The sequence below is a fragment of the Shewanella sp. AS1 genome (assembly GCF_021412565.1).
In the GTDB taxonomy this organism is placed as follows: domain Bacteria; phylum Pseudomonadota; class Gammaproteobacteria; order Enterobacterales; family Shewanellaceae; genus Shewanella.
The window spans coordinates 182609-196059 of the sequence record NZ_JAKCLJ010000004.1; the positions used below are offsets into that span (position 1 = coordinate 182609).

9 protein-coding genes are annotated in these 13451 nt (G+C 49.7%); all 9 read left to right on the forward strand.

Going from position 1 to position 13451, the window contains the following annotated elements:
• The first annotated feature begins 214 nt into the window (after positions 1-214).
• The gene (locus LZP69_RS08230) at positions 215-3049 is read left to right on the forward strand and encodes a M16 family metallopeptidase (protein WP_234199777.1); all 2835 of its coding nucleotides are present in this window, start codon (positions 215-217) and stop codon (positions 3047-3049) included.
• 164 nt (positions 3050-3213) lie between these two features.
• Positions 3214-4812 (forward strand): glutamate--cysteine ligase, encoded by a 1599-nt coding sequence (gshA, locus tag LZP69_RS08235; protein WP_234199908.1) that lies wholly within the window; start codon positions 3214-3216, stop codon positions 4810-4812.
• Complete coding sequence (locus LZP69_RS08240) at positions 4809-5234, forward strand: hypothetical protein (RefSeq protein ID WP_234199778.1); 426 nt, start codon at positions 4809-4811, stop codon at positions 5232-5234. The genes gshA and LZP69_RS08240 overlap by 4 nt, the downstream gene beginning before the upstream one ends.
• 72 nt (positions 5235-5306) lie before the next feature.
• Positions 5307-5924, forward strand: coding sequence for a transglycosylase SLT domain-containing protein (locus LZP69_RS08245; protein ID WP_234199779.1), 618 nt, complete (start codon positions 5307-5309; stop codon positions 5922-5924).
• Positions 5925-6120: 196 nt separating this feature from the next.
• Positions 6121-6630: a 5-(carboxyamino)imidazole ribonucleotide mutase gene (gene purE / locus LZP69_RS08250; protein WP_234199780.1), complete on the forward strand. Its 510-nt coding sequence runs from the start codon at positions 6121-6123 to the stop codon at positions 6628-6630.
• A gap of 400 nt (positions 6631-7030) precedes the next feature.
• Entirely contained in the window at positions 7031-7558 is a 528-nt protein-coding gene (locus LZP69_RS08255) for a sigma-70 family RNA polymerase sigma factor (RefSeq protein ID WP_234199909.1), read from the forward strand.
• 1 nt (position 7559) lies between these two features.
• Entirely contained in the window at positions 7560-8300 is a 741-nt protein-coding gene (locus LZP69_RS08260; protein ID WP_234199782.1) for a hypothetical protein, read from the forward strand.
• 127 nt (positions 8301-8427) lie between these two features.
• A complete protein-coding gene (locus LZP69_RS08265) occupies positions 8428-11718 on the forward strand; it encodes a S41 family peptidase (RefSeq protein ID WP_234199783.1) in 3291 nt (1096 codons plus the stop codon).
• 418 nt (positions 11719-12136) lie between these two features.
• Positions 12137-12493: a ribosome hibernation-promoting factor, HPF/YfiA family gene (gene hpf / locus LZP69_RS08270; RefSeq protein ID WP_234199784.1), complete on the forward strand. Its 357-nt coding sequence runs from the start codon at positions 12137-12139 to the stop codon at positions 12491-12493.
• Positions 12494-13451 lie beyond the last annotated feature (958 nt).

Below are 13451 nucleotides of genomic sequence, written 5' to 3' on the forward strand. Positions count from 1 at the left end.
AAGTGGCGGTAAGTATGATGGAGATCAGGCGCAGACGGCAGACATAAAAAATTACGCTTTTTCATTAGGTAAGCTAAAAGCATCGGGGTATGTTTGTAACAAACTTGAGCCGTGTGGCTAAGCTGGCCGATGACATTGATGGATATTTTACAGGGCTGTACGCTTGTTGTTTAATGTGGTTAGCCAGGATTTATATCAATAGGAGTAGGTGTTTATGAGAAAATGGATACTTGCTGTCGCGATTTCGGCAGCACTGACAGGATGTGTAACTTCCAGCACAAGCACAGATTTACCTCAAGGGGTTTCCCTGGTCGAAACTGTGACAGTCGCAGATGGCCAGGTAGGCATCCCCTTTAAGAAATATCAATTGGCCAACGGCCTTACCGTGATTTTACATGAGGATCATTCCGATCCTCTGGTCCATGTGGATGTGACTTATCATGTGGGCTCTGCCCGCGAACTGCCAGGGCGCTCAGGCTTTGCTCATCTGTTTGAGCATATGATGTTCCAGGGCTCAGAGCATGTGGGTGATGAACAGCATTTTAAAACCGTCACCGAGGCGGGCGGCACGCTTAATGGGACAACCAATACAGATCGCACCAACTATTTTGAGACTGTGCCCAGCAACCAGTTGGAAAAGATGTTGTGGCTCGAGTCAGATCGTATGGGCTATTTCCTGCCTGCGCTGACAGAGAAAAAATTTGAGGTACAGCGCGAGACAGTGAAAAACGAGCGGGCACAGCGCATCGATAACCAACCCTATGGTCGTATGGGCGAACGCTTTAATAAAGCCTTTTTCCCGGCAGGTCATCAATACTCCTGGCCTGTGATTGGTTGGCCAGAGGATCTTAACCGCGCCGATGTTGAAGATGTGAAACAGTTTTTCCAGCGCTGGTATGGCCCCAATAATGCCACCTTAACCATAGGCGGCGATTTTGATGAGGCGCAGACGCTTGCCTGGGTAAACAAATATTTTGGCGAGATCCCACGCGGCCCAGCGGTCAGTAATGATGAAAAAACCTTAGTCACCTTAGATAAAACCCGCTATATCTCCATGGAAGACAGAGTACATCTGCCGCTGCTGCGTATCGGTTTCCCAACCGTGTATGCCGGCCATCAAGATGAGGCGCCATTAGATCTGCTCGCCAATATTATCGGCGGCGGCCCAACTTCGCTTGTGTATAAAAATTTGGTTAAAGATGGCTACGCAGTGCAGGCCGGGGTGAGTCATCCCTGCCAGGAGCTGGCCTGTCAGTTTTCCGTATTCGCCTTGGCCAACCCTGCCCGAGGTGGTCAGCTTAGCGATATCGAAAAGCGTGTTCAGGAGTCCATTGCTGAGTTTGAGCAGCGCGGCGTGACAGATGATGATCTGCAAAAGGTAAAAGTGCAGTTTGAAGCCAATACCATCTTTGGTCTGCAGAGTGTCCAAGGCAAAGTCTCTACCCTGGCGCAAAACCAAACCTTTTATGGTGATCCAGACATGCTGGCTAAGGATCTTAAGCGCTATGCCAGCGTCACCAAGGCCGATGTAATGCGGGTATTTAATACTTACATTAAAGACAAGCCCATGGTGGTGATGAGTGTGGTGCCTCAGGGAATGACCCAGCTAGTGGCCCATGCCGATAACTATGTGGCTCCTGAGTCTCAGGTTGCCAAAGTAGCGGTTACCGGCTTAGGTGAGATCAAGGCTGCTCCTTCATCTTTCGATCGTAATATTATGCCCACGACGCAGGCGGCGCCCGTGATCAATGTGCCCACCCTGTGGCAGGATAAGTTGAGTAACGGTATTTCTGTTATGGGCACCACAAGCAGTGAAACCCCCACAGTGGAGTTAATCATCTATCTCAACGGCGGCCATCGTCTGGTGGATGTGAAACAGGCGGGATTGGCTAGACTGACAGCCGCCATGCTCAATGAATCGACCAGCAAACGCTCGACCGAGGCGTTGGCCCAGGCTCTGGAGATGCTTGGCAGTTCGGTGAGCTTTGGTGCCAGCGATTATCAGAGTTACATCAAGGTCTCCTCACTTGTCTCTAACCTGGATGAAACCTTGGCCATAGTTCAGGAGAAGTTGTTCAATCCTGGCTTCCTGGCGCCGGATTTTGAGCGCGTCAAAGGGCAGCACATGCAGAGCCTGCAACATATGCAGTCTGATCCTAACTATCTGGCTGACAGCGGCTTTAAAGCCTTGCTCTTCGGTAAAGAGTCACCGCTTGGCGTGAGCGCCGATGGTTCCATGGCCAGTGTCGCCGCCTTGAACTTGGACGATGTGAAAGGGTTTTATCAGACCCAATATCGTGCCGGTAATGCCCAGGTCGTCACTGTGGGCGCCCTCGATGAGGCGCAGATGCTCAGTAAGCTAAGCTGGTTGGGGAACTGGCAGGGAGATCAAACGCCTATGCCAGACTTAGGCCAACTGCCTAGGCTGGATGCTGGGGTTGTGTATATCATAGATAAACCCGATGCGGCTCAGTCTGTGATTGCCATAGGTAAACTTGCCATGCCCTATGATGCGACTGGGGATTACTTTAAATCCTATCTGATGAACTACCCGCTGGGCGGCGCTTTCAATAGCCGTATTAACCTTAATCTGCGTGAAGATAAAGGTTATACCTATGGCGCCAGAAGTTTCTTCTCCGGCGGCAGTGAAGTAGGGCAATTTGAAGCGACGGCGAGTGTCAGAACCGATGTAACCGCAGCCTCACTCGCGGAGTTTGCCAAAGAAATAAGAGGCTATCAGGCCGAAGGGATGACAGATAAAGAGCTGAGCTTTATGCGCGACTCTGTCTCTCAAGGACAGGCGCTGGATTATGAGACCCCTTATCAAAAAGCGGGCTTTATGCGTAATATCCAACGCTTTAATCTGGACGCGAACTTCACCGAGCAGCAGGATAAAATCATTAAGAGTATCGATAAACAGACCCTCAATGCCCTGGCGGCCAGAGAGCTGAATTTCGATCAGATGGTGGTGGTGATAGTGGGCGATAGGGCTAAGATAGAGGGCAATATCAAAGCCTTGGGCTATAAAGTTAAAACATTAGAGTTGTAATCGCCCTAAACTGACCTCATATCAGTCTGCGGTGATCCCATTGGGATCACCGCTTTATTTTTATTTCCCTTGCCATTTATCCGGCCCAGCGGCTATTTTGTGGTGACAGGAAACCTGTTTGTGGGCCGAGCCTGCAGATGCCATCTATGTAATGAGAGACCAAGATATTGAACTCTTTCAATGAAGTTATTAGCTTACTCAGTGATGAGCAGGGACGAAATGCACTTAAAGGAATGTACAGGGGCATTGAACGTGAGGCGCTGCGAACTGAGCCGTCGGGTCAGCTGGCGATGGACGCCCACCCTAAGAGTCTTGGCTCGGCCTTGACCCACTCCCGAATTACCACAGATTACAGTGAATCATTGCTGGAGTTCATTACACCGGTTCATCAGGATATCGACGATTTACTCACAGACCTGACTCAGATCCATGCCTTTACGATACAAAATTTAGGTTCCCAGCAGCTGTGGCCTGTTAGCATGCCATGTTATGTGGGCGATGTGAAAGATATCCCCATCGCCGATTATGGCAGCTCTAACACAGGGCAAATGAAGCACTTATACCGTAAAGGCTTAACCTATCGTTACGGCGCCCAGATGCAGATCATCTCCGGGGTGCATTTTAATTTTTCTGTCTCGGATGCTCTATGGGATCGCCTCTATCAGGCTTCCGACAAGTCCCAGACGCGCTGCGATTTTGTTTCCGAAGGCTATTTTGGTCTTATCCGTAATTATCGCCGTCTGGTCTGGGTGCTTCCCTATCTCTTTGGCGCATCGCCTGCACTGTGCGGCTCGTTTATCAAGGGCAGAGAAACCAACTTACCTTTCGAAAAGCTGGGTAAAGGCACTCTCTATCTGCCCTATGCAACGTCCCTTCGCATGAGCGATTTAGGCTACACCAATAAGGAACAGGAGCGCTTAAACATCAGCTATAACTCCCTGGCTGAATACTTAGATGGGGTCAATGCCGCCATTAAGATGCCATCATCTCAGTTTGCGGCTATCGGGGTTAAGGTCGAGGGTGAATACCGTCAGCTCAACGCCAATGTGCTGCAGATTGAAAACGAGTTTTACGCGCCTATTCGCGCCAAACGCGTGACCAAACCGGGCGAGAAACCTTCACAGGCCCTTGCCAGAGCCGGGGTCGAGTACATAGAAGTGCGCGCCTTGGATGTGAATCCATTCTCGGCTGTGGGGATCGAAGCATCACAGATACGTTTTCTCGATCTCTTCTTGCTCCACTGTCTGCTAACGCCATCGCCCAAGTCAGATGCAAGAGAGGAACAGGCAATCGCCAAGAACCTTAATTCAGTCATCATAGAAGGGCGCAGACCCGGTTTGCAGCTCAATCGCAGCGGCCAGTCGGTGGATATTAAAACCTGGCTCAATGATCTGTTTACCGAATTGGCGACACTGGCAGAATTCCTCGATGCTGAGGATGAGAATCAGCATTATCAGCAGGCGCTGACCTATTGGCATCAGGCTGTGGCAGATCCTGGCAAAACCCTCTCCGGCAGAGTATTAAATCAGCTGGTGGTCGAGGGAGAAGATCATAATGCTTGGGTGAAAAACTTATCTTTGCGTTATACCCAGCTGCTTAGGGAATACAGCTTAAGCCCTGAGATCGAACAGGCCTTTAGGGGGGCGGCAGAGGAGTCTTTGCAGCAGCAGGCGCAATTAGAGGCGAGCAATAGCGTGAGTTTTGAGCAGTACCTGGCCGATTATTTCGCCGACACCCAGACTGTTGCCGAGCAGGTCGGATGAAATCCCTCCTTGCTTGGTTAAGTCTGTTTACGCTCCTGTCCGGCTGCGCGACTTCGCCCGATGAGATGCATTGTGGCACTGTATCGGGTTATCTGGAGCCAGACAGGTCGCAGGGGCTGTATCGCGCTGTGGTCACCCACCTCGATGGTACGCCCGTGATCTCGCGCCCCAATTATCAGCTGCCACCGGGCAAGTATGAATTTACCCTGGCAGAACTGATCGATTCAGAAACCCTGGAGGTAAAACTGGCGGCCCGCAAGACTAAGGTTCTGGTTATCCAGGTTGAAGCCGGTCAACAATATCATTTCGCAGCCAAATTTAATCAGGATAAAATCTATCGCGGCTTAGAGACGGATTACTGGCAACCTGTGATCTGGCAACAGGCGTTTCATGAATGTGAACTGGCGCCACAATTGCCCTAAAGGCATTGCGTCAGGTCGGATTCGATGTGACACTAAGGCATTAATTCGCTTCTCGATTTGGTAATTTTTTTTATGAAATGGCACCTCAGCATTCTGTCTGCGCTGATAATTCTGCTCCTCGGTGGCTGTGCCACTCCCCCTCCCAAAAATCCAGAGAGCCTATGTGCCATCTATCAAGAAAATCGCGACTGGTATGAGGCGGCCAAAGATGCGCGCGAGAAGTGGGGTGTGCCTGTGCATGTGCCGCTGGCCATGATGTATCAGGAGAGCTCCTTTAAGCACAATGCCGCGCCGCCGATGCAATATTTCTTAGGTTTTATTCCCATCGGCAGGGCGAGTGATGCCTATGGTTATGCCCAGGCGAAAACCATGACCTGGGATGATTATGTGCGCGAAACCGGCAACTCCTGGTCGAGCCGGAGTGATTTTGACGATGCCATGGATTTCATGGGCTGGTTTATCTACAAAACCCATAAACTCAATGGCGTTTCTAAATGGGATGCCAGAAATCAATACCTGAATTACCACGAAGGCTGGGGCGGCTATAAGCGTAAAAGCTATCTGAAAAAAGCCTGGCTGGTAAGGGTCGCCGACAAGGTCGATCAACGCTCGCGCCGTTACGCCGCCCAATATAAGACCTGTCAGGAAGATTTAGACTCCTCCTGGTTATGGCGTCTGTTTTTTGCCTAGACCTCTGTTTTTGCTTAGGTCTCTGTTTTTGTTTAGGTATTAGTTGAATATATTGATTAAACAGGGAAATTTTAAATTTTGCCGTTATTTTTGAATTGCTAGTAATGTGACACTGTTCACATTCTAAAAAAATGTCTATAATGCGCGCCAATAATGAGTAACACCCCCAGCCCCACCCTACAAATAAGGATAAAAGATGACTAAACCATTTGTTGCAGTATTAATGGGTTCTGATTCAGACTTGCCAACTATGCAGTCGACATTAGATGTTTTAAAAAGCTTCGGTATCCAATTTGAAGCGAAAGTGACTTCAGCACACCGTACTCCAGCCGCTACTCACGCCTATGTTACCGATGCCGAAGCACGTGGCTGTAAAGTCTTTATCTGTGCAGCGGGTCTGGCTGCTCACTTAGCGGGTGCTGTTGCGGGTATCACGACTCGTCCAGTTATCGGTGTGCCAATTGATAACGGCCCACTGCAAGGTCACGATGCTCTGTTATCGACTGTAATGATGCCAGGCGGCGTACCTGTTGCTACCGTTGCAATCGGTAGTGCAGGCGCGAAGAACGCAGGTTACCTAGCTGCACAGATGCTGGCCGTTGGTGATGATGAGCTGGCTGCAGCAGTTAAAGCTGAGCGCGCGGCGTCTGCCGAAGCGGTTCAAGCTAAAGATGCAAAACTACAAGCTAAACTCGCTAACGTTTAATATACGCTAGCCTCGTTCTCGCCATCGCTCCAGTAGGCGCACAGGCACAACGAACAAGCATTAGCCGAGCAAGCATAATGCGCCGCGATTGAATAAAATCGCGGCGTTTTTTTGTCTTAACAGGCTTGGTTTCAAAGCCTTTTTACCTCTTCCTGTTTATTTCTTTACTTTACTCGCACCCCACACCCCGTCGCTCGTAGCCCGCAACTCGCAGCCCGCAGCTCGCAGCCCGCAGCCCGCAACCCGCAACTCATAGCCCGTAGCTCGTAGCTGTGTTTAAATAGACAAATCCTCTGCGGCGGTGCAGACTCTTATGTTATAAAAAGCGGATACTAAACAGGAGTCTGCGTTGAGCAGCCAAGTACAGCCAGTCGATAGTGAAGTGAGCGATCAAGTCTTAATGCAGCGCTATGCAGGCGGTGATCATAAGGCATTTGAACGCCTGTATTTGAAACACAAGGGCCCGCTCTATCGCTATTTTGTTCGGCAGATCCAGGATAAGCAGTTGGCTGAAGATCTGTACCAGGATACCTGGGGGCGGGTAATTAAAGCGGCGGCCAGCTACCAAAACAGTGCCAAATTTACCACCTGGCTCTATACCATAGCCCATAACCTGTTAATCGATCATGTGCGCGCCTTAAAGCCGGTAGAGAGTGTTGAAAATCTCGATGAACTGCAAGTACAGCGGTCGCAAAGTGAAGTCGAGGCCGCGTCTGAAAAACAGGCGAAAAGCAGCCTGCTGACCCATTGCATCACTCTACTGCCTCAGGTGCAGAAAGAGGCTTTTCTGCTCAGTATCGAGCTTGGGCTGACCGCTGCTGTGATAGCCGAGATAGTCGATGCCGGGCTCGAAGCCACCAAGAGCCGCCTGCGTTACGCCAATCAATCCCTTAAAACCTGCGTTCAACAAAAGTGGCAGGAGCAATAAGATGGAAAAAGATAAGCAAACCCCAAATGGCGATCCCCGCTTGGAGGATCAAAGCTGGAATAAGGAGCTAAAACAGCTCTATCAGGCCCAGGCAAATGAGGAGCCAGGCTCGGCGCTGGATAAGCAGATATTGGCCCGGGCCAAGGCTCATAGCGAATCCAGTAAAACGAAGGACGCGAAGATGTCAGTCTCGCCGCAAAAAGTGGTCTTTTGGCGCAAATATCGCTGGACCCTCTCCTCGGCGGCATCGGCCGTATTACTGGTTTCATTGTTATTGGTAAATCAGCAAACTGACGATATCCCATCGCCTCTGCCTATGGCGGCTAAACCTGCGCGTCTACTTTCGTCTCAGCCCATCCAGACCAGTCCAGTTGAAGGGGCAGGAGAGCAAAAAGAGGGTGAGCAACCCGCGCAGGCCCTATCTATACAGACGGAGCAAATACAGGCTGAGCTCATGCCGTCAGAACCAATACCGACAGAACAGATGAAGGCAAAACAAGCGCAGACAGAGCCCATGCAGTTAGAGCAGGCGCCACAGTCCGATAAAACCGTACCTAAGCTAACAATGTCCGATAAGCAGGCGCTTTATCATCTGAGCCAATTGGTCAATAGTCAGCAGTGGCAGGAGGCAAGTAAGCTGCTTGAGCGGATCAACCAAGAGCGGCCTCAGCTGGCCGACAAGGACCATCCTCAACATCAAGAGTGGCGCGACTTGAGTGAGGCTATCGAGCTTGCCAAGTAAATGTGTTAGTGCATGTTTGTTACATTTTCTCATTGATATTTGATGAGAAAGAGATGACGCTGACCTAAAAGTTTTGTTAGTTTGAGACCCTTATAAAATGGAAGCAATCAAATTATTTGGGATCAATATGAAACTCAGTCGTATATTTGCCAGTTGTGTGCTTGCGCTAGGCACACTCCAATCTTCATCACTGCTTGCCGATTCTGCTCACGCCACAGCGGCTGTTTTCGATAATCAGGGTTACTATCGCGCCCCGGCGATTCAAGACAATACTCTGGTGTTTACCGCCGAAGGAGATCTCTGGACACAATCACTGGATGATGATTCTGCCCGCCGACTGACCAGCCTGCCTGCCGAAGAGATGGGCGCCGCCATATCGAAAGATGGTAAGTGGGTGGCTTATGTCGCTAATTATGAAGGGGCAAGTGAGGTCTATGTCATTCCTATTCAGGGCGGTGTGGCCAAGCGGGTCAGTTTCGAGAACAGTCAGGTGCGAGTGCAGGGCTGGACGCCGGACGGTCAGATACTCTATGCCACAGACAATGCCTTTGGTCCCGCCAATTACTGGGTGCTTCGCAGTGTCGAACCTGAAACTTTAACCACCACAGATTACCCCCTGGCCGATGCCATCGAAGGGGCGATCGACGATGCAGGTAAAACCGTGTTCTTCACCCGCTTTGGCTTGCAGACCACGGGTGATAATGCCAAGGTCTATCGCGGCGGTGCTAAAGGGGAGCTGTGGCGCTACAACTTAGGCAGCGACAAGGAAGCGGTATTGCTCACGGGCGATCATTCAGGTTCTGTACGTCAGCCCATGTTGTATCAGGACAGGCTCTATTTTATCAGCGATGCCAGCGGCAACGACAACATCTGGTCCATGGATCTCAATGGCAAGGATATTCGTCAGCTGACGCAATTTAGTGACTGGCAGGTGCGCGGCGCCCGTATCGACAAGGGGCGCATCGTGTTCCAGCAGGGCGCGGATATCAAGCTCTATGATATTGCCGCTAATCAGACCAAAACCTTAGCGATTCATCTGACTTCAGACTTCAGCTCGCGCCGCGAGCACTGGGTGACCGATCCGATGAAATATGCCACTTCTGCGCATCTTGCACCATCGGGCGATAAAGTGGTGATCACCGCCCGCAGCCATGTGGCCATTGCCGGTATCGATGGCTCACGTCTGGTCGAGCTTGCCCTAGATGGCAAACACAGGGTGCGCGACGCCGTAATGAGCCCCAATGGTAAGTGGGTTTATGCCATCAGCGATGCCAGCGGCGAGCAGGAGATCTGGCGCTACGCCGCCGATGGCCGCGAGGATGCTAAACAGTTAACCACCGACGGTGGCAGCATGCGTATGGGGCTGCATTTGTCACCCGATGGTCGCTATCTGGCCCATGATGACTATGAGGGCAACCTCTGGCTGTTAGATATAGGCAAAGGCAAGAACCGTAAGATCATCACCCAAGGTCAGGGGCTTGGGCCTTATACGGATGTGGTTTGGTCGAAAGACAGCAGTTTTATTGCTGTCACCAAAAATGAGATAGGCCAGCAACGGCCGCAAATTGTGCTCTACTCGGTGCATGAGGAAAAAGCCCAGAGCCTAACCAGCGATAAATATGAGTCCTTTTCACCCGCATTCAGCCCGGATGGTCAGTGGCTCTATTTCATCTCTAACCGCGCGTTTAATGCCACGCCAAATTCCCCTTGGGGAGACAGGAATCTTGGCCCTGTGTTTGATAATCGCAGCCAGATCTTTGCCTTAGCCTTAAGGGGCGATGCCCAGTTCCCCTTTGCTAAGCCCAATGAGTTAACCGCCAAGATTGAGCAAGCCGATGCCGATGCCGAGGTCAAAATTGACTGGACTGGCCTGCAACAGCGTTTGTGGCAAGTGCCTGTCGCAGCGGGTAATTACAATCGCCTCAAGGTGACTGAAAATGGCCTGTATCTGTTGGCCAGCTCCATTACCCCAGGCAGTCATCCGGCGCTTAAGTTGATAAAATTTAATCCTCTCAATCCTAAGCTCGACACCTTCAGCGAGGATGTGGGCGATTATGGCTTATCAGCCGATGGCAGCAAATTGCTGCTACGCAAGGCCAGCGATGAAGGCAAAGAGATGTTGATTGTGCCGGCCGGCGATGCCATGCCTGCGGATGTGAGTCAGGCTAAGGTGCAAACCCAGCAGTGGCAACTGGCTATCTCGCCACGGCTCGAATGGCAACAGATGTTTGAAGATGCCTGGTTAATGCACCGTGACTCCTTCTTCGACAAAAAGATGCGCGGCCTGGACTGGCAGGCAACTAAGGCTAAATATCAACCTCTGCTGTTGCGCTTGACCGACAGACACGAGCTTAACGATATCTTTAAGCAGATGATGGGTGAGCTCGATGCCTTGCATTCTCAGGTGCGCGGCGGCGATCTGCCGACTAACCCCAATCTGCCCCTTGCCGCTAACTTAGGGGCTCGACTGGAGCAGACTAAGCAAGGGGTGAAAATTGCTCATATTTATCAGAATGATGCCGAACTGCCGAGTCAAGCATCGCCCCTGGGGCGTGTAGATGTCGATGCCAAAATAGGCGACATTATCACTGCTATCAATGGTAAAACGGTTAACAGTGTCGCCGATGTGGCGCATCATCTGCGAAATCAAGCCGATAAGCAGGTGCTTTTAACCTTAAAGCGCGGCAGTAAAACCCATAAGACCATAGTGGTGCCTGTGAATAATCGCAGCAACGCTAGCCTGCGTTATCTGGACTGGGTTAACCATAATGCCAGCCAAGTCACTCAGGGCAGTGATGGCGATATTGGTTATTTACACCTTTACGCTATGGGGGCAGGGGACATCGCCAGCTTTGCTCGTGAGTTCTATGCCAACATCAATAAGAAAGGTCTGATCATAGATGTGCGCCGAAATCGTGGTGGCAATATCGACAGCTGGATCATCGAAAAACTGCTGCGCCGTACCTGGATGTTCTGGCAGCCAACACAGGGCGATGCTTACCCCAATATGCAGCAGAGTTTCCGTGGTCACATTGCCGTGCTGACCGATCAGCTCACCTACTCAGATGGCGAGACATTCTCAGCGGGAATTAAAGCCTTAGGGATCGCGCCGCTCATCGGCAAGCAAACGGCCGGGGCCGGGGTCTGGTTATCGGGACGTAATTCTCTGACAGATAAAGGCATGGCGCGGGTGGCCGAATATCCACAATACGCAATGGATGGCCGCTGGATAGTCGAGGGGCGTGGAATAAGCCCGGATATCGAAGTGGACAACCTGCCGCTGGCGACCTTTAAGGGTCAAGATGCACAGCTTGAAAAAGCGATAGGTTACTTAAAAGCCGAGCTGGAAAAATCCCCTGTCAAACCATTTAAGGCACAGCCTATGCCTGCATCGGGAATGGCAAAAGATATTAACTAGTGTGAATTAATATGGTTTTAATTTCTTAAGCTTATTTTAGTTTTTTATTGTAATGTGAGTTTCGAAGGCTATTGATCACTCAGTTCCCAGATCGATAGCCTTCATTTTATCCCCGCCCCTCGCTTCCTCGCTTCCTCGCTTCCTCGCTTCCTCGCTCCTCGCTTCCTCGCACCTCGCACCTCGCACCTCGCACCTCGCACCTCGCACCTCGCACCTCGCACCTCGAAACTCGATTAACATTTGTTAAGACTGCTTGCCTTTAACTCAAACCAAGCGTAGATATGAACAGGGGCAAGATAGATTTTTAACGGATTTTGACCCAAGCTTAAAAGGCACAAGAAAAAGTGGGTATCACTCCTTGTTTTTCTACAATCTGCCCCAAGTTCTTTATTGAAGTCATTAAGAAAAAGGAAAACCTATGAAAATAAATCTTTCCGGTCATCACGTAGATATCACAGACTCAATCAGAGAGGACGTCACTCAAAAGTTTTCCAAAATCGCCACACACTTCCCAAGCCTTATCTCGCTCGACATCATCATAGCCAAAGAGCATGGTGAGTTTGAAGTTGAGCTCAGAACCAATTATGAAGGGGGCCGAATTTCAACCTCAGGCAGTGACGAGGTGATGTATCCAGCCATCAGCACAGCTGCTAAAAAACTGGATGCCGCGTTAAAACATCGTAAAGGCCAGTTAAAAGCCGATCTACATGCCAAACCTAGTGTTACCAGAGAAGAGATCGCAGCCGAATACATCCAAGAGATGAAACTGGTATAGGCAGATGAAGTAAATATTTGCTAACCGTAAAAAACCACCGCAAGGTGGTTTTTTACTGTCTGCATTTTTACGTTTTCCCCGAACCCCGAACCCCGAACCCCGAACCCCGAACCCCGAACCCCGAACCCCGAACCCCGAACCCCGAACCCAGCTTTTGCTTACCGCTTACCGCTTACCGCTTACCGCTTTTGTTCCTCGCACCCCGAACCTCGCTTCTTTCACTGAAGTGCTCATAAAACAAGCTATTAGACTTTCCTTATATAGGGTAAGAATTACACAAAAAGGTCATTCTCTATAGCGAACAAAAATTTTATATCAATTAAAAACACAGAGTTAAATTGGTGTTTAATCTTGTTTTCGCTGGGGTTGACCGCCGTTAATTTTTTGACGAATAACTAACATTGTAAAAAACAGTTTGTCATACAAACAAAATGGCCTTAATATCCCTGCTGCAATTTGTCAAGTGCTATAAAAAATTGACGCTTTACATCTTAAGCTGTGTTTTTCAATTTTTTATTTGTTTGATTAATTAAGGATTTGCTTACCTATGGTGTTCGAGCTGTTCAGAAGGGATTCTTGATTCGAGCGCATCAAATTTTTGACGGTTACCATTTTCGAATTAATCAATCGCTGCTGACATCTTGAGTTGGATGTTAATAATTTGTTTTTTTCGAAGTGCGGCTAATCCATTGTCGATGGGCGGTAGCGTGTCAAAAATCCAACATAAAATCATTTTATCTCTCTAGCTTATAAGGAAATTGTTCACTCTTGCGAACGATTTGCTGATAGAATTCGCCGAAAATTTTTAAACCTAATTTTTATTCAACCAGTATTGCTAGTTAGCCAACATTCATCTTGGGTAGCCTGTGTCTGGTTCGTAGCTCCTGTGAACTGATGTTAATCATCTTGTTTGTTCCGGGGGTGCTGAATGGTTTTTTGTTGTCATTTCACATTAAAA